Here is a 20,595-nt window from a genome sequence, read left to right on the forward strand (position 1 = left end):
GTGCCGCCTCCCGTGATGGCCGTTGGCCAGACGGGAGCGCCGGCCAGCGGGCTAGATGGAGTAATCTTGCACGAAGATCTTGGCGTCTCGGAGATTTACCAGCACCCTGTCCCCCTCGGACAGGCCGAGCTCGGCGACGCGATCCTTGGTCAGCTCGACGGAGAGCGGCTGGCCGTCGGAGAGGCGGAGCTCCGCCTTGACCATCCACCCGACCCGCGACAGCCGCTCGACGCGCGCGACGCTGGCGTCGTCGGCGGCAGGCGTCTTCGAGGAGTCGATCCGGGTGTGGACCTCGATGTCGTGCGGACGTACGAAGGCGTGCACGCTCGCGCCGTCGCCGGTCCCGGGGGGAGCGTGCACCGCGAGGGTACCGAGCGCCGCCTGGCCGTCGCGCACCTCCCCCTTGAGCACGTTGATCGACCCGACGAAGCTCGCGACGAACTCGGTCGCCGGCCGGTCGTAGATCTCCTCCGGGGTGCCGATCTGCTCGACCCGCCCCTTGTGCAGCACGATGACCCGATCGGCGAGGTCCATCGCCTCTTCCTGGTCGTGGGTCACGAAGACGCTCGTGATCCCTCGCTCCTTGTGGAGCCTCCGGATCCACTCGCGCAGCTCGAGGCGGACCTTGGCGTCGAGCGCCCCGAACGGCTCGTCGAGCAGGAGCAGCGACGAGCCTGGCGCGAGCGCGCGCGCCAGCGCGACGCGCTGCCGCTGGCCGCCGGACAGCTCGTGCGGGAACCTGCCGCCGAGCCCGTCGAGCTGCACAAGGTTGAGGAGCTCGTCGACGGTGGTCGCGATCTCCTTCCGTGGCCGCTTCCGGATGCTGAGGCCGAAGCCGATGTTGTCGCGCACGCTCATGTGCCTGAACAGCGCGTAGTTCTGGAAGACGAAGCCGATGTTCCGGTCCTGGACGCGGGTGGTGGTCGCGTTCTTGCCGTTCAGGACGACCTCGCCGGAGTCGGGGCTCTCGAGCCCGGCGATGATGCGCAGGACGGTGCTCTTGCCACCTCCGCTCGGCCCGAGGAGCGCGACCAGCGCGCCGCTCTCGATCTCGAACGAGACGTCATCGACCACCTTGTTCGGACCGAACCGCTTCGTGAGCCGCTCGACAACAATTCCCATAAGCAACAGCTCGCCTTCCGACCCGTCTCGATCGCGCCTCGGACAGAAAATGCGAGGGGCCCGAGCGCGCACCAGCGTCGCCTGCCGGGCGGGTAGGCGCAACCAGATTCAGAAATATACATCGGAAAGGTGGGTGTATTTGCAAGAAGGGGTGGGGGCATGCTGATGCAAGAAGGGTGACAGAGGGCAGGAAGCGCGGAGCCCCTGCTCAGGCCGTCCCCCTCCCGGGTCGGTCGGTCCTCAACCTCGGTCGGTCCTCAACCTCGGTCGGTCCTCAACCTCGGTCGGTCCTCAACCTCGGTCGGTCCTCAACCTCGGTCGGTCCTCAACCTCGGTCGGTCCTCCAACCTCGGTCAGTCCTCAACCTCGGTCGGTCCCCAACCTCGGTCGGTCCTCAACCTCGGTCGGTCCTCAACCTCGGTCGGTCCTCAACCTCGGTCGGTTCCCAGTCGGTTCCCGAACCCCGGAGCGAGCTCAGCGGCGCGGCGGGCTTCGCGCGGACGGCTGCTGCCCGACTCAACGGACGGTCCGAGGTGCTAGCATCGCCGCGCCGCGACGCGGCAGGCCCGGGACCGGAGCCCGCGGCGCGGCTAGACGAGGACACGAGGCCGCGACGCGGCAGGACCAGGACGGAAGGCGGATGCGTTGTCTGGTGACGGGGGTGGCCGGATTCATCGGCTCCCACCTGGCGGAGCGGTTGATCGAGCTCGGGCATGAGGTGCTCGGGGTCGACCGCTTCACCGACTACTACGCCCGCGAGCTCAAGGAGGGGAACCTGGCACGGCTGCGCGGCGAACCGCGCTTCTCGCTCTCCACGGCCGACCTCGCCACAGACGATCTCCGCCCGCTGCTCTCGGGCCGCGAGGTCGTCTTCCACCAGGCGGCGCAGGCGGGCGTGCGCCCGAGCTGGGGACAGAGCTTCGAGGTCTACCTGCGCGACAACGTGCTCGCGACGCAGCGGCTGCTGGAGGCAACCAGGGCGCACGGCCAGGTGCGCAAGCTCGTCTATGCCTCGTCCTCCTCCGTCTACGGCGACCCCTCCGGCGACACGGGGGATGTACCCATGCACGAATCCAGCCGGACCGCCCCCCACTCACCCTACGGGGTGACGAAGCTCGCCGCCGAGCAGCTCTGCGAGCTGTACCGGCGCAACTTCGGCCTGCCCACGATCTCGCTCCGGTACTTCACGGTGTACGGCCCCAGGCAGCGCCCCGACATGGCATTTCACCGGTTCATCGCCGCCGTGCTGAAGGGCGAGCCGGTCCGCGTGTACGGCGACGGCGAGCAGACGCGCGATTTCACGTACGTGAGCGACGCGGTGCAGGCCAACGTCGACGCCATGGAGGGCGGCGCGGTCGGCGTGTTCAACATCGGCGGCGGCTCGCGGGTCAGCCTCAACGACGCACTCGGGCTGCTCGGGGAGCTCGCAGGACCCGTGCGCGTCGAGCGGGGAGAGCCGCAGCCCGGCGACGTCCGGCGCACCTGGGCGGACACCGCGGCCGCACAGGCGGCGCTCCGGTACTTGCCCCGGGTGCCCCTGCGCGAGGGGCTCGCGGCGCAGGTCGCCTGGCAAACGAGGCGGCTCGGGCTCTGCCGGTGACGGGCGCTCCGCGCCCTCACGCGCCGGCATCACCTCCGCGAGGGACGAGCTCGACCACGCGCGCCGCCGGCACGCGCGCGCCCACGATCTCGTCCGCGAGGTTGACCCAGCCCACGCAGCGATCGAGGACGACGCTGTCGGACGAGATCACGCCCGCCGCCCCCGCGAGGAGGCGGTCGGGATCGGGGACGAGCGTCGCTTCGATCGAGAGGGGCCCGCCCCCGAGCCGCTCCAGGATCCGCGCGCGCAGCCGCCCGGAGCTGGGGATCGCCGCGTCGAGGAGGAAGCGCGCGCGCGCCGCGCCGGCGCCGGACAGCGCGTCGCCGATCCGATCGATGGCTGCGTCGGTCTCCGCGATCGGCGCGTAGCTGCCGCGCAGCCCCGCGAGATCGCGCAGCGCCCCCTCCGGCCCACGCACGAGCAGCCCGCCCGCGAGCGCCACCTCCAGCGTGATGATCAGGTTGAAGCCGTCGATGTTCGCCTCCGCGCCCTGGAGCGACGAGGGCGGGGCGCAGCGCGCGAGGCGCGACGCCCGCTGCGCGTCCGAACAAGCCGCCCGCTGCAGCGCGAGGCGCTGGCGTGCGGCCAGCTGGTGGTGGTCGCCGGCGGTCCGGATCGCGGTGCGCAGCGGATAGCCGCGGCCGAGGAGCCACGTCACCTCCTCGAAGGCCACGCGCAGCGTCCGGACGGCATCGGGGCCGAACAGCCGCTCATCGTCCGGGTGTCCGCCGCGCGGCGCGCCGCTGTGTTCGCCCGCCATGTCACCCGCCTCCGCGGCGCACCAGAACGCCGTCACGTTGTCCGGCCGCCACAGCCCATCGCCGGCAGCTGCCACGCCTCGATGGATAGATCGACCTGCCGAGGGGCTGCTTGGAGCAACCGTCGGATGAGCTCCGCGCTCGCCGCCCGACGCAGAAGGGGGTCAGCAGATCAGAGGCCCTTCCGCCCGAACCCAAGACAACCCACCTGGGAGTGGGTGATGCCGTGAGCGCGAAGCAGCCCGCCTCCTTGTCGCAGTGCCGCGCGACAGGTCGATCGCTACCCTGTTCACGGCAACCTTGTTTTCTCATTTCGTCGCCTCCGCCTTGGAAATCACGGCCCGCCGTGGTCGGTATCTTCCGCCAATCACATTCCTCCGAGCCCCCCGAATTTCTCAGCCAGCTCCACCATTTTTCATCTGCCCGCAGCGCACAGGGAAGACATCGCCCGGCAGCGCCGCCTCCACCCGCGGATCGAGGATGCCCTTGCGGCGGCGCCCGTCGATCATTCGCGCTCGTCTTCGTGCAGCGGGAGCTTGGGCCACGTCCCGGAGGGCGGCGTGACATCCTCCACCGGCTCCCCTCGAGCGGATCGCTCTGCTCTGCAGTGCGGGCAACAGAGCTCCGGATCCCAGTCGACGTCCTCGAGACCCAGCTTCCGCAGCCACGCGAGCTCCCACATCAGCCTTGAGCTCACGTGAATCACGTTGCCCGAACGACGCGTGCCGTTGCCGCTGAACCGCCGACGCTTGGCCACGAGCGCTCCTCTTGGGACGAGGGCGCCCATTCTGCCGCCGACGAACCCGCTCGCCAAGCGCACTCTCGCCGAGATCCGAGAGGTCGCGCAGGCTTACGTTGGGCTGCATAAAATTCTCATGAAATGACATGGTCAATCTCATTTTTCCCAGGGCTCGTCGGTCTCGAAGTGCCAGCAAACTCCACTCGCTCGGGTCCAGCTGCGCCCGTGACGGGAGGCAGCAGCGCGTCATCGCCGCGCAGGTCACCCGCCTCCTAGGGGTGCCAGCACGCAGGTGACGTTGTCCGGTCCGCCGTGCTCGTTGGCGATGTCGACAAGCAGGCTCGCCGCCAGGCTCAGGTCCCGGTGCCTTGCCAGCACGCCCTCGATCCGCGCCTCGGGCACCGGGCCCCACAGGCCGTCGGAGCAGACGAGGAACACGTCGCCCGGCAGGGTCGGCTCCACGCGCGACTCGATCTCCACGCGCTTGTCGCACCCAAGCGCCCGCGTCACCGCGTCCGCTCGTCCGCTCAGCGCCTCCAGCGCTGCAAGCGCGCCGTCCCCCTCGCTCAGCAGCTCCTCCAGCAGCGTGTGATCCCGCGTCAGCCGTTCCAGCTTGCCGCCGCGCATCCGGTACACCCGCGAGTCGCCCACGTGCGCGACGTACGCCATCCCCGCGCCGAGCAGCACGCCCGCGAACGTCGTCGCCATGCCGCGCACCTCCTCTTTCTTCTGGCTCGCCTCGTAGATCGCCCGGTTCGCGCGCCGCACGCTCATCACCAGCCGCACCTCGTCCCGGTCGTGCGGACTCCCCGTGCCGTACGGCCACGTCTCCTCGAGATCCTCGTCCACCTCGAAGCAGCTCTTGACCACCTCGATGGCCATCCGGGACGCCACCTCTCCGGCCGCGTTGCCGCCAAGACCGTCGGCGACCATGAAGAGCCCCACGCACGGCAAAGCCGCGAAGCTGTCCTCGTTGTGGCTCCGTCGCCGCCCCACGTCGGAATGCGCTGCCGCCTCGATGGCGAGCTGTGGATACACGATCGTCCTCCTCGCGCGCTCGTCCTCCGGACGAGCCGAGCCATGGCGCGCCGACGTCCGCGGCGCGCGGTTCCCTCGATGTCCTCAGGCCGCGCCGCGCGGCCTTCGCTACGTCGCCAACCTCACACCGCCCTGAGCGTCGCCTTCACCGCCCGGCTCACCAGGACCACCACGACGAGCACCGCGCCCAGCAGCACCGGACGCGGCCTGCGCTGGTCCGCCGTCACCGACCGGCTTCCTTCCGACAGCGAGAAACAAGAGAAGAAAGGATGGGTGCCCCACCCCGGTCCGTGCTCGGCCCTGCGGGCCTGCGCGCGGCCCGCCCGCCCCATGTCCCGCGCCAAGCGCGGGACGGGGCGGGTGCGTCCGTCGCCGGTGCCTCGGTTGTCATGGAATTCCCGCTCACGTCACCCGCCTCCCAGGCGTGCGAGGACGCAGCTGACGTTGTCCGGGCCGCCGTGCTCCCAGCCACCAGGCGTCCGGCCCGGGATCCCGGAGGGAGCGATTTTCTCATCCATGGCGCCCCACGCCCGGGAGTGTCGTGTTCAGGGGAGAGCGCTCTATGTCCTCCCAATCGGACGCACTGGCAGGGCTCGCCCCTCCTTCGTCGGGCTGTAGCGGGAAGCTCGTCAGGGGGGCAGCGCGACGGGCGAGCTCTTCCCCCGTGGCAGCGCGGACAGGGCGCGGTGGCCGGAGCTGCGGCAGGGGAGGCGGCGGGAGCTTCGCCCGCGGGCTTCGGGCCGCGAGTTCGGGAGACGGCACCGCGGGCGGAGGCGTGTCGAGCGCGCGGGGAGGTACCGTCGGCGGCGCCGGCGACGCCGAGCTCTCGCGCCTGGTGACGGGCTCGCCGACCTGGACCACCACGGTATCCTCCGCGTCCGTCCGGCGGTCGTCGTGCAGCCGCCAGAGGCGCTCCCAGTACCGCGCCGGCGTGCCGGTGAAGGTCTCCAGCTGCCGCGCGAGGCCGGGCGTCATGGGCAGGTCGCTCCTCAGCAGCCGCTCCACCTCCCTCGGTTCCAACCCCGTGCACTCGGCCAGCTTCCTCCTCCACGAAGGCGTCGTCGCGCAGAACGACTCGAGGACCCTTCCCGGCCAGGGGACCGGGCGCCCTCGGGCGCCTGTCGACTCGGCGAGCGCCGCGTCGACGTGACAGTCCACGAGGCGCCGGTAACGATCCCGCTCCCCCGCTGCCTGCGCCTTCGCATCGGTGAGGGCCGCCTCCTCTTCATCGCGCGCCTGCTCGCGCGCCTCACGAAATCCCCGCTCGCGTCCCAGCGCTTCGCGCGCGGTGACCGCGAAGCCGATCGCGACGCACGCGATCATCGCGAGCCCGAGCGGCGAGACGAGCCACATTGCACCCAGCATGTCTTCCATGTTCCCTCCTGAACCGTGAGCCTTCCTGTCCAATGCACAGCGGAGCCCGGTCTTGTGCTGCCCGACCCAAGGCACCCCCTCGCATCCGCCGTTCGTCGCGCCTGCCACGGCGCTCCGTCTCGCCCCTCGGCTGCTCTGCCCCGCTCCACGCTGAGGAAGACGTCGCCCGGCAGGGTCGGTTCCACGCGTGACTCGATCTCCACGATCTTGTCGCCCTCGAAGCAGCTCTTGACCACCTCGATGGCCATCCGGGACGCGACTTCGCCGGCCGCGTTGCCGCCAAGACCGTCGGCGACCATGAAGAGCCCCACGCACGGCAAGGCCGCGAAGCTGTCCTCGTTGTGGCGACGCCGCCGGCCCACGTCCGACTGCACTGCTGCCTGGATAGCGAGCTGTGGATGCACGTTCGTCCTCCTCGCGCGTTCGTCTTCGGGACGAGCCGAGCCATGGCGCGCCGACGTCCGCGGCGCGCGGTTCCCTCGATGTCCTCAGGCCGCGTTGCGCGCGGCCTTCGCTACGTCGCCAACCTCACACCAGCCGCAGCGCCGCCAGCACCGCGCAACCCACGAGCTCCACCACGACGAGCACCACGTCCAGCAGCACGAGACGCGACCTGCGCTGGTCCGCCTCGCCCTTGTCCGGTGCCACGCTCACCCACCGCCTCATGGTGCACCTCTCTCGTCTCAGAACGCCTGCACCTCGGCCTCCACACCGCCCGCGCCCTGCGCCTCTGCAGTCGCTCCCACGCCGCCTGCGCCCGCTTCGCCCAGCTCGATCGTCGCGCCTGGTGTCAAGGGCGCCCTGCCCTTGTACGCGATCCCGATCGCGTGCCCGCCCCTGCCTCCGCCGCCGGGGCCGCCCGCCCCGCCCTTGCCGCCGGTGCCGCCCGCGCATCCGTCCTGCAGCCGCGGGGCGCCTGCGGGCACCTCGCCGCCGGGACCTCCGGCGCCTCCTGCGCCGCCTTCCTGCCCGGCGCCGCCCTTGCCCCCTGCGCCGCCGCGCCCGGTCTTCAGCTTCACCTGCTCGAAGCTCAGCAGCGCGTTCAGGCTGATCAGCGCGATGCTCGCTCCGCCCGCGCCGCCGGCTCGCCCGCCCGCGCCGCCGCAGCCGCCGGCGCCTCCCGAGCCGCCGCTCGCCCCGCCGGCCGACTCCCCCGACGGGCACTTGCCTTCGCCCGCGCCGCCGATCGCACCGCCACCGCCACCTCCGCCTTGCGCTGTGCGCCCCTTCGCTCCGTCACCGCCGGCCACGCCGACGTATCCGCTGGCGCTGATTTCGCCCAGCCCCGTCGCGCCCGTGCCCGGGCTGCCAGACCCGGGCGAGACCCCCTCGACGCCGGCACCGCAGCGCCACGCATTCGTCTCGCCTCCACTTCCGTTCGTGGCACCGCAAGGCCGACCGTGGGCACCGTCGCCGGGGAACTCGACTTCGCCCATGCCGCCGTGACCCCCGTACGAATCGTCGCTCGCGTCATCGGGCGTGCCGCAGTCGTTCTTGACGGACCCGCCAGGAACTATGCGGTCTCTCGAGCACGCGTCGCCGCCAGGCTTCCCGTCCTCACCCTTCTGGGCACGCGTCTCGTGCGCGGCTCCGTCCGCTCCCGGCGCCGCGTCTCCCGCCTCCAGGACGCACCGCGCGAGTTCCACGCGCACCTCTTCCGCCACCGCCGCGAGCGACGACATGCCCGCGAGCGATCCGTCATCCCGCTCGATCCCGCGCGCCCGCACGTGCACATCCTCCAGCCGCACGCTCACCTCACCTTCGCCCCCGCGCAGCACCAGCGGGATCTCCCCGGCCCCCGCCGTCAGCACCGTCTTGCTCGTCTCTCCGGCCCAGCCCCACCCGTTCGCGCAGTCCAGCCCGCCGTAGATCGTCACGCCCTGCGTCACCTCCACCGCTTCGTCGAACGTCTCCGCGCACGCATACACCCGCCGCGTCCTGCTCTTCTCCGCCAGCGCGAGCGCCGCACGAAACGTCTTCACCGGCGCCGCCTTCGTCGCGGCGTTCTCGTCGCTCCCGGACGCCGACACGAACGCGCCGCACGCGTCGTCCACCGCGCTCGCGTTCTCGCTCGGCACGCACGCGGGAGGCGTACGTCCATCGTACCTCAGCCAGTCGTGGCGCACGCACGTGAGCGTGCCCTCGCAGTCATCCCCCAGGTGTCCCCACGGCGCTTCGCACCCCGCGGCGACCAGCATGACGCCCACCGCCCCCACAGCCCAGAACGCTGGACGATTTCCCATCTCTCCTCGATCCGAGCTCATTGCCACGCCCCCACGAGCAACACCCCGGCCGTGTCGGCACGCAGATCGGGGACCACGCGAACAGCGCTCCCTGGCGCGGATCCCGTGCGTGGCCACAGCGCAACGGCCAGGGCCGCCAGCGCGACGGTGCCCGATGCGATGTACGTCACCCCGGCGACGTCACGGAGCCGATCGCTGCGCGCGGCGGTGCGGGCGAGCTGCGCGCACCGATCGGCGAGCGCCCGCGGTGCGTCAAGGCATCCAGGACCGACCCTCAGGATGGCCTCGCGCTGCGCGCGAGCGTCCGCGCTCGCCGCGTTCGAGGCCAGCGTGAAGCCGACCCCCACCCCGAGCCCCACCGCGCTCGCGGCTCCCAGCGCGATCACCGGCACCCAGCTCCGCTGCTCCTCCGTCTGCGCCCCCGCCGCGGGCGCCTTCGTGTTCGCCTCCCCGTTCACCGGCGCGCCCACAGCCCCCCGCGCCGTCGCCGTCTTTCGTTGCAGGTCGATCGTGATCTCCTCCGTCACCCCTGGCACCGTCGCCAGCGGCCTCACCGCGTCCTCGTACCCCGCGCGTCGGATCACCAGCAGGTGCTGCCCGGGTTCCACATAGAGCTCGTGCGTCATCTCCTCCGCCGGCACACGCTCGCCGTCCACGAACACCTCCGCGTCCGCCGCGTTCTTCACCCGCACGCGCACCGTCCCCACCTGCGCCTTCGCCGCCGAAAGCAGCGCCTGCATCCGCGCAAGCCGCTCCGCCTCGATCTCCGGCCCCGCCGCGCGCACCCCGTTCGCCAGGTACTTCGCCGCGGACGCGGGCTTGTTCAGCTGTAACTGCACCTGCCCGAGGTTCCCCGCGATGTCGTACGTCTTCAGCCGGGCCCACGCCCGCAGATACGCGAGCTCCGCATCCTCCAGCTGGCCCGCCGCGTGCGCTCTACGACCGTCCTCGAAGTCACGCACCGCGCGGTCACGCTCGCTCTCCGCGCTCCACCCCGGCGCTGCTCGCCCGTCCTCGCCACGGGCGCTCGTCGTCGCTGCCGTGATGCCGAACAGCACCGACATCGCCAGCCACCCCGCGTGCAGCTCTCGCCTCACGTTCGCTCCCTCGTCCGCGCAACGTTCACCGTTCACCTGCTCGCTCCTCGCGCCCTCGTCGCGCTCTCACCGCGCGCACACGTCCGCCGTTCGTCGCGCCTGCTCCGGCACGCCGTCGCCCTCGTCGTCCTCGTCGCCTCGCTCCACACGGCAGCCGCGGCGTCCTCTTCGCCGCAGCCACCGCACCGAGCCGCCTCACATCAGAACGCTTGCACCTCGGCCTTCACGCCCGCAGCGCCCTCGCCCTCCGCGTTCGCGCCAGGGCCGCCTGCGCCAACTTCGCCCAGCTCCACCGTCGCTCCTTCCACAGCCGGTGCCGCGCCCTTGTATGCGATCCCCAGCGTGTGACCACCTCGCCCGCCGCCACCGGGACCGCCAACGCCTCCCTTGCCACCCGGGCCGCCCGCGCACGCGTCGTGCAACACCGTCGCTTCCTCGGGCTTCGTTCCACCAGGACCACCGGCGCCTCCAGCGCCTCCCTCCTGGCCGGCGCCTCCCTTCCCGCCGGCTCCGCCGCGCCCCGTCTTCAGCGTCACCTCCTCGAACGACAGCACAGCGTTCAGGCTCACCAGCGCGATGCTCGCTCCGCCGGCGCCGCCACCTCGACCGCCGGCACCACCGCAACCGCCGGCGCCACCGGAGCCCCCGCTCGCGCCGCCGGCCAACGCTGCGTCCGTGCACTTGTCTGCGCCCGCGCCGCCCTTCGCGCCGCCGCCGCCGCCGCCGCCCTGCGCTGTGGTGCCCTTCACGCCGTCACCACCTGCGGCGCCGACGTAACCGGATGCGCTGAGCTCGCCGAGGCCGCTCGCCCCTGCGCCGGGCATGCCCGCCGCTCCGGGGGTTCCAGCGGTCCCCTCGGAACATAGCGCGGCGCCTTCACCTTTGCCGCCGTTCACCTCGTTCTCCGGAGTACCCGGGGCCCCAGGACCGCCGGTGCCCGCTGCACCTATGCCACCCAAGCCGCCCGACGAATCGTCGCTCGCATCCTCCGGCGTGCCGCAGTCGTTCTTCACTTCTCCGCCCGGAACAACGAGGGCTTCCGAGCACGCCACGTTGCCGCTGTTTCCCTCGGCTCCACCCATCGCGCTCGTCTCGTACGCAGCTCCCTCGGGTCCCGCCGCAGCGTCCCCCGCCTCCAACACGCACCGCGCGAGCTCCACGTTCACTTCGTCCGCGACCACCGCGATCGACGACGCTCCCGCGAGCGCCGCATCGTCCGCATCGATCCCGCGCGCCTGCACGTGCACGTCCTCCACGCGCACGGTCGCCTCAGCTCCGCCTCCGCGCATCATCAGCGGGATCTCCCCAGCGCTCGCCGTCAGCACCGTCTTGCGCTGCTCACCGACCCAACCCCACCCGCCCGCGCAGTCCAGGCCCCCGTAGATCGTCACGCTCCCCGCGACCTCGACGGCTTCGTTGAACGTCTCTGCGCACGCGTATACGCGTCGCGTTCGCGTCGCTTCAGCCTGCGCCAGCGCTGCGCGTAGCGTCTTCAACGGAGCCTCCTTCGTCGCGACGTTCTCGTCAGCGCCGGACGACGACACGAACACGCCGCACCCGTCATCCACCACGGCCTTGCTCTCGCTAGGCACACAGTCCGATGGCGTCCCGCCTCCAGCCCCCACCGCCAGGAAGTACTCACACGTCAACGCGCGCCGACAATCCCCGGCCTCATTGCTCCAAAGGACCTCACAGCCACTCGCAACAGCCACCGCGCCAACAGACCCGACGAGCCAGCACGCTCTGCGGATCCTCATCGTCTCTCTTTTCATCGTCATCACCAGACGCCCAACACGGCGAACCCTGCGCCATCCGTTCGCAACTCAGGGAGTGCGCGAATGCGGCTCGTTCGCATCTCGCGTGGCGGCCCCCAGAGCGCGTACGCGGCCGCAGTGATCGCTAACGCTCCCGACGCCACGTAAGCCAGGCGCGCTCCATTGCCGAACGTATCGATCCGACGAAGCGAGCTGTCGAGCTCGTCGCACCGGCTAACGAACGCCGCGGAAGGCTTACTGCACTGCCCTCCCGCTTGCAGGATTGCGTTGCCTCGCCTGTCAACGTCTGCGCTCGCATTGTTCGACGCCACGGTGAACCCCACGGCCACGCCGAGCCCCACCGCGCTCGCTGCCCCCAGCGCGATCACCGGCACCCAGCTCCGCTCCTCCACCCTCGCCCCGGCCGCGGGCACCTTCGTGTTCCCCGTCCCGCTCGCCGCTGCGCCCTTCACGCCTGCGACGCCTCCATCCCCCGGCGCCTTCGCCCCCGCCGTCCCCTGCTCCGCCGTCCCCGGCCCCGTCGCCTCCGGCACCTTCACCGCCTTCGGCTTCAGCTCCGGCATCACCGTCTCCGTCACCCCCGCCGCCGCCACCACCCGCATGACCTCGTCCTCGTACCCCGCTCGCCGGATCAACAGCGTGCGCTCCCCGGGCTCCACGTACACCTCGTGCTTCACCGCGTCCTCTGGCACCCGCTCCCCGTCCACGAGCACCTCCGCGTCCGCTGCGTTCTTCACCCGCACGCGCAGCGTCCCCACCTGCGCCTTCGCCTCGTCGAGGAAGTGCCGGATCCGCGCGATCTGCTCCGGCTTCGTCGACGGCGGCGCCGTCCTCAGCGCGAACGCGAGGAACGTCGCCGCTGACCGCGCCTTGTTCAGCTGGATCTGCACCTCCCCGAGGTTCGCCGCGATGTCGAACGTCCTCACCAGCGCCCACGCCTTCAGGTACAGCAGCTCCGCGTCCGCCCACCGCTTCTGCTTGAACGCATCGTTCCCCTCACGGTAGAGCTGCGTCGCGCGGGCGTTGTCGCCACGGCCCTCGTCGTCGCCGCTCGCCGCCGCGGCCCGCGGCGCGGGCTGCGCCAGGACCGTCGCAGGCGCCAGGGAGCAGGCGGACAGCGCGCAGAGCGCCGCGCCCGTCAAGAGCATCGTCCGTTTCCTCATCGCGTCTCCCATCGTCGATCCATCCTGGCGGCTCAATCGAAGTTCGGCGTGTCGTAGGGGCTCGGCGGCGGCGCGCCCTGCCTCTCCCACGCCGGCGGCGCGCCCGCCGGCGCGCTCGGCGCCTGCCGCGTCGGCGTCGCGGAGCTGCCAGCGCGCGCCCTCGGCGCAGCGCCCTGCGACGCCGCCGACGCCGCCGGCCTGCCCGACCTGTCCTGCTGGGAGCTGGTCGCTGCTCCCGACGATCCTTCCACGGGCGGCGTCGTCGGCACCGAGGCCGCAGATCCAACCGGCGCTGAGATCGGCCCCTCCGACGCGCTCACTGCCGGAGCGCTGGCCATCGCTGCCCCCAGCGCGCCTGCCTTCTCGTCGCTCTGCGCGGCCACGCCTGCGCCGCGCGCTTCCTCTCCCGCACCGCCGCCCGCTCCCCACACGGATCGCAGCACCGTCACCCCGATCGCCAAGAGGACGCCCATCGCCAGCACCCACGCCGCGCGCTGCCGGCCCGCCCGCCGCTCCGTGCGCCGCGCCGCCGCGACCTCTGCGAGCCGCGGCGCCTTACGCCCAGTTCCCTCGCTCCCGATCGCCGCGTCCATCCTGCTCGCCTCGCTCCCGGTCGCCGCGTCTCTCCCCGCCCCCTCGCTCCCCCTCTCCTCGCCTCCGCCCCGCCCCCCGTGCCACTCCGCGAGGATCTCGCTGTCGATCACGATCGGCTGCCGCTTCGTCACCGCTAGCCCCTCCGGCATCGACACGCTCGGCGCCCCGGCGTCCGCCAGCGGCGCGCGCTGCTCCGGGTTGCGCGCCCCGCCGCCTCGCCGCGCGCCCTCCCGCGGCGGCGGCACACGCGCCGGATCCTCGATGTGGACCCGCTCCATCTCCACCGTCGGCTGCAGCGGCCCCGGCGCGACCTCGCCCACCGCGTAGGCCCTCGCCGCGTCCTCTCCGCCGCCCCGGATCACCCGGGGCCCGCCCGCCGCTTCGCCGTCCTGCTTCGCCATCGCTCCGCTCCCTGCACCCGCGCGGCCTACCGCCCGCGCGGCCCGGGTCCTCGCTTCCCCGCGCCCTCCGGGTCTCCTCCCCCCGGCCCATCACCCCGCACACCGCGCAGCACCGGCCCCACCCCCGGCTCGCCCCGCAGATGCGGCATCTCCTTCACCCCTCGCTTCCACAGCGCCTTGCGCAGCCGCTCCCGCCCTCGCTCCAGCCGCCGCCGCACCGTGATGTACGGCACCCCGAGGAACGCCTCCGCCTCGCGCATGTCCATCCCGTCCACGAACACCGCCCCGAGCGCCCGCTGCTCGTCCTCGGGCAGCTCCGCGAACGCCTCCCCCAGCGCTCGGATCGCACCCACGTACTCCACCCGCTCGGCCGCCTCGTCGTCCGACACCGGCTGCCGCATCGCCGCCACCCCGGCCACCACCCCCACCGTCGCCAGCGCGTCGCAGAACTCCTGGAGCCGGCCCTGGATCTCCTCGGGACCGTCACGCAACACGTCGAACCCGCCCTGGTGGTGCTCCGACAGCGCCGCCATCGCACGCCGCATCGCCACGTCCCGCCGCCGCGCCTGCGTCTCCACGCGGATCAGGTCCAGCATGCTGCCGTCCATCCGCGCCCGCGCGTACCCCTCGAACGAGACGCCGTGCGCCTCGTCGTACCGGCGCACCGCGTCCACCACCGCCGCCGAGCCCGCCGCGACGAGTTCGTCCCGGTCGACCAGCCCCGCGTACCGGCGCGCGTACCAGCGAGCCTGGGCCTCCACCATCGGCAACGCGCGCTCGACCATCGCCCGCTGCCTCGGCGTGAGCAGCGGCAGCACCTCGGCGTCCTTGCCCTCGCCGGTCACGCGCCCTCCCTCCCGCCGCCCGCCGCGCCTCCGTTGCGGTCGTGGCCACGCTCCGCCGGCACGCCCTCGCACGACACCTCCCCGCTCGACGACGGCACCGGCCGCGCCATCAGCTGGCGCAACAGCGCGACGGAGTAGGGGTTCTTGACGAGCTCGTCCTCCATCGCCTCGCGCAGCTGCGCGAGCATCGCCTCCGGCACGAGCCCGCGGTACGGCGCGAGGCTCCGCTCGATCGTCTCCGCCACCACGCGCTCCGCGCGCAGCCGCTGCTCGTCGTTTCGATCGTCCTGTGACATTCCGGCCTCCTCTCCGCGCTCGCACGCTCCAGCGCCCTGCTCTGCACATCCCTAGAAAATCGGTGCGTCTCCGAAGGGCGCGGCCCCCTGCCGCCCCGGCTTGGCCCTCGCCGCTGGCCGCGCCGACCCGACCGGGGTTGCCGTCCTGACGGCCGGCCTGACCGAGGTTGCGCCTGCTGCGCCTGCTGCCGCCGCCGGCCTGGCCGGGGTTGCCGACGTGACTGGTGCCGACCTGACCGAGGTTGGGCCTGCTGCCGCCGACCTGACCGGGCTTGCCGGCCTGACCGAGGTTGCGCCCTCCGCTCCCTCCGCTCCGACCGGCGTTGCGGCCTCCGCCGCTCCGACCGGCGTTGCGCTGGCAGCCGCCGTTGCGCCGGCAGCCGCCGTTGCGCTGGCAGCCGCCGTTGCGCTGACAGCCGCGGTTGCGCCGGCATCCTCCGCCGAGACCGCCGGCGTGCCCGGCAGCGCGAGCCACCGCACGGCCAGCGCGCTCGCCGCCGAGGACGCGAGCACCAGCGCGATCAGCATCCACGGCGCCATGCGCACCTCGCGCCCGGCGCGCGCTCCCTCTCCCCGCTCCCCCGACCCGCGCTCGCCCTCCGCAGCCATCAGCCGGAGCATCGGGCTCGTCGTGCGCACCGCCGGCGGCCGGTACGACCCCGGCGGCGGCGCTGATGGCGACGAGCGCGACGCCCGCTCCGCCACCTCCATGATCTCCGTCCCCCGCGCCGTCCTCCCTTGGCTGCCCGGCGCGCGCCCGTCCCCCTCGCGGCCCGCCGGCCACGGTCCAGGCCCGAGCGCCGCCGCCCGGATGCTCTCCAGATCTATCGGCATCGTCCCGCCGGGCCCCTGGGCGGGCGCCGGCGACGCCACCACCACCCTGGCCGACGGCTCCCGCCGCGGCACCTCGAGCGTCGGCCCCGTCACCGGCGCCCGGTAGACCGCGCGCCGCCCGGGCCGGCCCGGGACCGGCGGCTCGCCGGGCGGCGTCGCCAGCGAGATCCGGCCCTCCGCCTCGTCCTGCTCGAGGCGCCTGCGCAGCGCGATCATGCCCTGCGCCATCTCGGCCATCGACAGGTACCGCGCCGCGGGCTGCTTCGCGGTCGCGCGCCGGAGCACCTCGTCCACGTACTCCGGCAGCCCCGCCACCTCCGACAGCGGCGCGGGATCCGCGAAGAACTGCCAGTTCACGAGTTTCGTCCGGTCGTCGAACGCGTCGCGGAACGGGTGGCGGCCGGCCATCATCTCCCAGAGCACGAGCCCCAGCGAGTACACGTCGAAGCGTGCGTCCGCCTCGTTCCCGGCGAGGTTCTCGGGCGCCATGTACGCGGCCGTCCCGAGGCGCACGTTGCGCTGGGTCGTCCGCATCTCGTAGGGGATGACCTTCGCGATCGAGAAATCGACGACCTTCACCATCCCGTCCGCGGTGAAGACGATGTTGTCCGGCTTCACGTCGCGGTGGATGATCTGGTTCTCGTGCGCCGCGTCGAGCCCCCACGCGGCCTCGAGCGCGACGTGCAGCGCGAACAACGGCGACAGCCTCCCCTGGCGCTCCAGGATGGTGCTCAGCGTCGGCCCGTCGAGGAACTCCATGAGCATCCACGCCGTGCCGTCGGCCTCGCAGCCGATGTCGTAGACCTCGACCACGTTGGCGTGCTGGATCCCGAACGTCCCGTGGGCCTCGGCCAGGCTCCTCTCGGCCTTCCTGGCGTCCTTCCGGTCGCGCAGGTGCATCATCTTGAGGGCGCACCGCGCCCCGGTGATCCGGTGGCGGACCTCGTACACCTCGCCGGAGTACCCGGCGCCCACGAAGCGCACGATCTCCATCTGGTGAAAGACCTGACCCGGCTGGAACACCTGCCGCTCGATCGGCTCCTCGGCGTCGCTCACGGCGCTCTCCCGCTCCTTCCCGGCGCCCACGCTATCCGCGAGCTGCTGCGGCGGGAACGCCTCGGTGACGGCCAGCGCGGCGGTGGGCAGGTCCGCCGTGACGGCCAGCGCCGCCGTCACGGCCGACGCCTTGACGGCCGGCGCCGCCGTGATGAAGGCCGGCCGTCTCGTCGGTTCCGTGAGAGGGAGCATCGCATTGTCCATGGGCGGGTGCCTCTCCGGCGAGCGCTCCTCCTCTGGAGGCGCTGCCGTCGCCTACCCATGTCGGTTCGGCGCCGCCGGAGTGCTCACCCGATCGACAATCTCCCCCTTCGAAAACGACGCGGCCGCCGGAACGACGCGACCGCCGGCCACCAGGCGCGCACGGCCCGCCGGCCCTCGCATGCCCGCTGGCCACTGCCCTCAGGCCACTGGCCAGTTGGCCTCCGGCCAGTGGCCACTGGCCGCGCCGAGCACGGTTCCGACAGGACCGTTTGCGCAAAGCGGTTGCGAACGCGCGAGTCGCTCCCGCTAAGATGCTCAGTTTCCTGGGGGAGGATCGGAGAAGAGAGCGATGGCAGCCTATGGATACAGCTTCGTCACGGACAAGGCGTTCAGCGCGTTCGCGCGGGATCTCGAGCAGGGAGCGTGGAAGGGCGTCTCGATAGACAAGTACGATGTCCCGAACCGCGTCCCCGCGGCGTTGCTCATCGAAGCGCCCAGGCCGGTGGTCTGGAAGCTGCGCGCGCGCTGGAGCATCGCGGCGCTCGACGAGGCGCTCGGCGTCGCCTCGGCCGCGGTGCTCGCCGAGCTCGACACGGAGTGGGACACGGCCCAGCGGGCGCTCCACCTGTTCCTGGCCTCGGCGGCCGAGAGCAAGGACCCGGCGCAGCGCGACGCCGCGGTGCGGCTCCGCGGCGCCCTGCTCGCGGGGGCGGGCACCGAGCAGACCCAGTACGCGTACGACGCCGAGGTCGACTACGGCTGGCACCAGGTCGCGGTCGCGGGCAAGGCGCCGCTCGCCGCCGACGTGAAGAAGGTCGGCGCCGGCGCGTACCTGAAGCGCGTCGAGGAGGCGACGGAGGCGCTCGCCAGAGGTCTCGGCCGCACCTCCGGCCAGAAGCGCGCGGTCGCGCGCTCGAAGCGCATCCGCGAGGCGGTGGCAGGCTGCACGCAGGCGTTCAACGCCATCCACGACGACATCGGCTGGCTCATCGAGCACACGCCGAGCGGCAAGCAGCGCGACATGCTCCAGGCGCTCCACGCGCCGTTCCTCGCGCTCCTCGAGCGCAGCCCGCAGCGCGCCCCGGCCGCCGCCGCGCCGGAGGAGGACGCCGCAGAGGAAGAGGCCGCGAAGGAGGACGCCGTGGAGCCCGAGGCGCCGGAGAGCGCGCCCGAATGAGCGTCTGACGGCCGGAGGAGCGCGGGGGCCTGCCGGGTCTCCGCGGCCCTTCAACGACCCCCTGCCGGCCCTCCGCAGCCCTTCCCCGCCCGCCTGCCGGGTCTCCGCAGCCCTTGCCCGAACCCCTGCCGGCCCTCCGCAGCCCTTGCCCGCCCGCCTGCCGGCTCCCCGCCGCGCTTGCCCGAACCCCTGCCGGGCCTCCGCAGCCGTCGGCCGGGTCGCGCCGGCCGGCAGACCGCCCAGCGTCCTTGCCCCTGTGCACGGCGTCCGGTAGCGTCCCCGACGCCTGGAGGCGGCTGTGCTGCGCGAGCTCTCCGTCCAACAGTTTCGCGGCCTCCGCGATTTCACGATGAGCGGCCTGGGGCGCGTCAACCTCCTCGTGGGCGCGAACAACTGCGGAAAGACGACCGTCCTCGAAGCGCTGCACATCCTGCTCCGGGTCGGGGATCCGGGGCCTCTCAGGTCGGTACTCTACCAGCGAGGCGAGTACGTGCAGGCGCCGCGCGGTATTCCGGACGTCCAGGCGATGGAGGTTGCCCACCTCTTCGAGGGGCACGAGATCGACCTGGGCAGCGCGTTCCGTATCACCGGCAGGAACGACCCCGAGTTCCTCACACTCGACGTGCGAATCGTCGAGGCCCTTCCCGCACAGCAGCTCACGCTGCCCGTGGATCCGACCGAGCCCGAGCCTCAGGCAGGGCCATCAGGCGCCTTCGCCATCGCGCTCCAGTGGAACCGCGGTGACGTGCTGACCTTCCCCCTGACGCGGGCGGGCGGGCTTATTCTCGACCGCTGGCTTCCGCAGCGGCACCGCAGGAGCCCAGAGAACGAAGCTCGTCCGGTCGAGCTCGTCACCACGCGAGCGCTCGACGCGCAGGCCACGGTCTCACGTCTGGAAGAGGTCGTCCTGACCGAAAACGAGGAGGTCCTCCTTCGTGCGCTCCGCTCGATCGAGCCCGGGATCGAGCGGATCGCGCCCCTGGGCAGCGCGCTCCGTTCCCGCGACGGGCGAGGCGGCATCGCCGTGAAGCTCGCGGGCACGAAGCACCGGATCCCGCTCGGGAGCATGGGCGACGGCATGTGGCGCATGCTGGGCATCGCGCTCAGCGTGGTGCGCGCCGCTGGAGGCGTCTTGCTCATCGACGAGATCGACACCGGGCTGCACTACAGCGTGATGGGGGACATGTGGCGCCTCGTCCACGACGCGGCGAAGCGGCTCGATGTGCAGGTCTTCGCCGCCACCCACAGCCGCGATTGCGCGCAGAGCCTCGCCGCGATCGTCGAAGCCGGGGAGGCGCCGCGGCCCGAGGTCACCATCCAGCGCATCGAGCGGGGCAACCCTCGCGCCATCGCCTTCACCGACGACGAGATCCGGATCGCAGCCGAGATCGGCGCCGAGGTGCGGTGATCCCCGCACCTCCGGGCCCGAAGCTGCTCCTCGTCGAGGGGATCGACGATCTCCTGGTCGTGGCCGAGGTCTTCGAGAAGGCCACAGGGACGCCCTGGGAACCGAGAAAGGGGCAGCGCCTCGTCGAGATCGAATGGTGCGGCAGCGACGACCAGGTACTCGGCCGGCTCGGCGTCCGGTGGAAGGAGAGCGGGCGGAGGATCGTCGGGGTGGTGATCGACGCCGATCTGACCGGCAGCCGCTGGGCCCAGGTGCGCGCCCATGCGCCTGCCGAGACGCGCGACCGCCTCCCTGCCGATTTGCCTCCGGGCGGCCTCGTCCTCGACGCGGACCGCGGGCGGCGCTTCGGTGTGTGGATCATGCCCGACAACCAGTCCGTCGGCGCGATGGAGAGCTTCCTCGCGCAGTTCCGGACCTCGATGCCCACCGCGCTGGGCGAGCATGTCCGCTCGGCGATGCAGAGGGCTCAGGAGCTCATGCGTGAGCACGCGAACGCAAACCCCGGGATCGATCCGCCGCTCAGACCCTGGCTCGATGTCCACGCGCACAAGGCTGAGATCCACACGTGGCTCGCATGGCAGGAGCCCCCCGGCGCCCGTCTGCACGAGGCGGTGAGGAACCATTCCCTCGATCCCCGGGCCCCCCTCGCACGTTCGTTCGTGGACTGGATGAAGCGCCTCTACGATCTCTGACCAGCGGGACCGGCCCGGCAGCGCTTCCCCTCCCCCCTGCCAGCACACGGCAGCGGGCGGTGCTGCACTTCGGCCTTTTTGGACCAACGATTCTGTGGACTTGCGGACCCCCACGCTGCCCCGGCCGGCTCTCCGCAACCCTTCCCCCGCCCCCCTCCCGGTAACCGGCAGCACGTCCT

Annotated in this window: 18 protein-coding genes; 4 read left to right on the top strand and 14 right to left on the bottom strand. The window is 72.4% G+C overall.

All coding sequences use genetic code 11. From position 1 onward, the window contains the following. Positions 1 to 51 precede the first annotated feature (51 nt). Positions 52 to 1,122 (bottom strand): sulfate/molybdate ABC transporter ATP-binding protein, encoded by a 1,071-nt coding sequence (locus WMF45_RS40435; RefSeq protein ID WP_437711411.1) that lies wholly within the window; start codon positions 1,120 to 1,122, stop codon positions 52 to 54. Positions 1,123 to 1,762: 640 nt separating this feature from the next. Between WMF45_RS40435 and WMF45_RS40440 the strand changes: the two genes are divergently transcribed. Next, positions 1,763 to 2,722, top strand: coding sequence for an NAD-dependent epimerase/dehydratase family protein (locus WMF45_RS40440; RefSeq protein WP_437711413.1), 960 nt, complete (start codon positions 1,763 to 1,765; stop codon positions 2,720 to 2,722). Between the two features lie 16 nt (positions 2,723 to 2,738). On the opposite strand, the gene WMF45_RS40445 is transcribed toward WMF45_RS40440, so the two are convergent. The 13 genes from WMF45_RS40445 to WMF45_RS40505 form a co-directional block, all read right to left on the bottom strand. Beyond that, complete coding sequence (locus tag WMF45_RS40445; RefSeq protein ID WP_437711415.1) at positions 2,739 to 3,557, bottom strand: DUF434 domain-containing protein; 819 nt, start codon at positions 3,555 to 3,557, stop codon at positions 2,739 to 2,741. 428 nt (positions 3,558 to 3,985) lie between these two features. Continuing rightward, positions 3,986 to 4,237: a hypothetical protein gene (locus WMF45_RS40450; RefSeq protein WP_437711417.1), complete on the bottom strand. Its 252-nt coding sequence runs from the start codon at positions 4,235 to 4,237 to the stop codon at positions 3,986 to 3,988. 243 nt (positions 4,238 to 4,480) lie between these two features. After that, positions 4,481 to 5,257 carry a PP2C family protein-serine/threonine phosphatase gene (locus WMF45_RS40455; protein WP_437711419.1) on the bottom strand — a complete coding sequence of 259 codons (777 nt, stop codon included), beginning with the start codon at positions 5,255 to 5,257 and terminating at the stop codon, positions 4,481 to 4,483. Positions 5,258 to 5,767: 510 nt separating this feature from the next. Further along, positions 5,768 to 6,631 (bottom strand): helix-turn-helix transcriptional regulator, encoded by an 864-nt coding sequence (locus WMF45_RS40460; RefSeq protein ID WP_437711421.1) that lies wholly within the window; start codon positions 6,629 to 6,631, stop codon positions 5,768 to 5,770. A 528-nt stretch (positions 6,632 to 7,159) separates the two neighbouring features. Then, positions 7,160 to 7,297 (bottom strand): hypothetical protein, encoded by a 138-nt coding sequence (locus tag WMF45_RS40465; protein WP_437711423.1) that lies wholly within the window; start codon positions 7,295 to 7,297, stop codon positions 7,160 to 7,162. 17 nt (positions 7,298 to 7,314) lie between these two features. Beyond that, positions 7,315 to 8,874, bottom strand: coding sequence for a PGRS family protein (locus WMF45_RS40470; RefSeq protein WP_437711425.1), 1,560 nt, complete (start codon positions 8,872 to 8,874; stop codon positions 7,315 to 7,317). A gap of 17 nt (positions 8,875 to 8,891) precedes the next feature. Beyond that, positions 8,892 to 10,007 carry a hypothetical protein gene (locus WMF45_RS40475; RefSeq protein WP_437711427.1) on the bottom strand — a complete coding sequence of 372 codons (1,116 nt, stop codon included), beginning with the start codon at positions 10,005 to 10,007 and terminating at the stop codon, positions 8,892 to 8,894. Between the two features lie 164 nt (positions 10,008 to 10,171). Further along, a complete protein-coding gene (locus WMF45_RS40480) occupies positions 10,172 to 11,563 on the bottom strand; it encodes a PGRS family protein (RefSeq protein ID WP_437711429.1) in 1,392 nt (463 codons plus the stop codon). A gap of 185 nt (positions 11,564 to 11,748) precedes the next feature. Beyond that, positions 11,749 to 12,909 (bottom strand): PEGA domain-containing protein, encoded by a 1,161-nt coding sequence (locus tag WMF45_RS40485; RefSeq protein ID WP_437711431.1) that lies wholly within the window; start codon positions 12,907 to 12,909, stop codon positions 11,749 to 11,751. A gap of 32 nt (positions 12,910 to 12,941) precedes the next feature. Then, the gene (locus WMF45_RS40490; protein WP_437711433.1) at positions 12,942 to 13,904 is read right to left on the bottom strand and encodes a hypothetical protein; all 963 of its coding nucleotides are present in this window, start codon (positions 13,902 to 13,904) and stop codon (positions 12,942 to 12,944) included. A gap of 26 nt (positions 13,905 to 13,930) precedes the next feature. Further along, entirely contained in the window at positions 13,931 to 14,749 is an 819-nt protein-coding gene (locus tag WMF45_RS40495) for a sigma-70 family RNA polymerase sigma factor (RefSeq protein WP_437711435.1), read from the bottom strand. Continuing rightward, complete coding sequence (locus tag WMF45_RS40500; protein ID WP_437711436.1) at positions 14,746 to 15,045, bottom strand: hypothetical protein; 300 nt, start codon at positions 15,043 to 15,045, stop codon at positions 14,746 to 14,748. Before WMF45_RS40500 ends, WMF45_RS40495 begins: the two co-directional genes overlap by 4 nt. A gap of 51 nt (positions 15,046 to 15,096) precedes the next feature. Further along, the gene (locus WMF45_RS40505) at positions 15,097 to 17,127 is read right to left on the bottom strand and encodes a serine/threonine-protein kinase (protein WP_437711438.1); all 2,031 of its coding nucleotides are present in this window, start codon (positions 17,125 to 17,127) and stop codon (positions 15,097 to 15,099) included. Between the two features lie 361 nt (positions 17,128 to 17,488). On the opposite strand from WMF45_RS40505, the gene WMF45_RS40510 reads away from it, so the two are divergent. The 3 genes from WMF45_RS40510 to WMF45_RS40520 all read left to right on the top strand — a co-directional run bounded on the left by WMF45_RS40510 (position 17,489) and on the right by WMF45_RS40520 (position 20,416). Then, on the top strand, positions 17,489 to 18,316 hold the full coding sequence (locus WMF45_RS40510) for a hypothetical protein (protein ID WP_437711440.1): 828 nt from the start codon (positions 17,489 to 17,491) through the stop codon (positions 18,314 to 18,316). Positions 18,317 to 18,614: 298 nt separating this feature from the next. Beyond that, complete coding sequence (locus WMF45_RS40515) at positions 18,615 to 19,724, top strand: AAA family ATPase (protein ID WP_437711442.1); 1,110 nt, start codon at positions 18,615 to 18,617, stop codon at positions 19,722 to 19,724. Then, positions 19,721 to 20,416: a DUF3226 domain-containing protein gene (locus tag WMF45_RS40520; RefSeq protein ID WP_437711444.1), complete on the top strand. Its 696-nt coding sequence runs from the start codon at positions 19,721 to 19,723 to the stop codon at positions 20,414 to 20,416. The genes WMF45_RS40515 and WMF45_RS40520 overlap by 4 nt, the downstream gene beginning before the upstream one ends. Positions 20,417 to 20,595: the final 179 nt, after the last annotated feature.

The sequence above is a fragment of the Sorangium sp. So ce448 genome (assembly GCF_051520915.1).
Lineage (GTDB): Bacteria > Myxococcota_A > Polyangia > Polyangiales > Polyangiaceae > Sorangium > Sorangium cellulosum_B.

Bases quoted from the DNA above. Each gene is read 5' to 3' on its own strand.
- WMF45_RS40435 (WP_437711411.1), bottom strand. From the start codon at position 1,122: ATGGGAATTGTTGTCGAGCGGCTCACGAAGCGGTTCGGTCCGAACAAG.
- WMF45_RS40440 (WP_437711413.1), top strand. From the start codon at position 1,763: ATGCGTTGTCTGGTGACGGGGGTGGCCGGATTCATCGGCTCCCACCTG.
- WMF45_RS40460 (WP_437711421.1), bottom strand. From the start codon at position 6,631: ATGGAAGACATGCTGGGTGCAATGTGGCTCGTCTCGCCGCTCGGGCTC.
- WMF45_RS40465 (WP_437711423.1), bottom strand. From the start codon at position 7,297: ATGAGGCGGTGGGTGAGCGTGGCACCGGACAAGGGCGAGGCGGACCAG.
- WMF45_RS40470 (WP_437711425.1), bottom strand. From the start codon at position 8,874: ATGGGAAATCGTCCAGCGTTCTGGGCTGTGGGGGCGGTGGGCGTCATG.
- WMF45_RS40485 (WP_437711431.1), bottom strand. From the start codon at position 12,909: ATGAGGAAACGGACGATGCTCTTGACGGGCGCGGCGCTCTGCGCGCTG.
- WMF45_RS40490 (WP_437711433.1), bottom strand. From the start codon at position 13,904: ATGGCGAAGCAGGACGGCGAAGCGGCGGGCGGGCCCCGGGTGATCCGG.
- WMF45_RS40500 (WP_437711436.1), bottom strand. From the start codon at position 15,045: ATGTCACAGGACGATCGAAACGACGAGCAGCGGCTGCGCGCGGAGCGC.
- WMF45_RS40505 (WP_437711438.1), bottom strand. From the start codon at position 17,127: ATGCTCCCTCTCACGGAACCGACGAGACGGCCGGCCTTCATCACGGCG.
- WMF45_RS40510 (WP_437711440.1), top strand. From the start codon at position 17,489: ATGGCAGCCTATGGATACAGCTTCGTCACGGACAAGGCGTTCAGCGCG.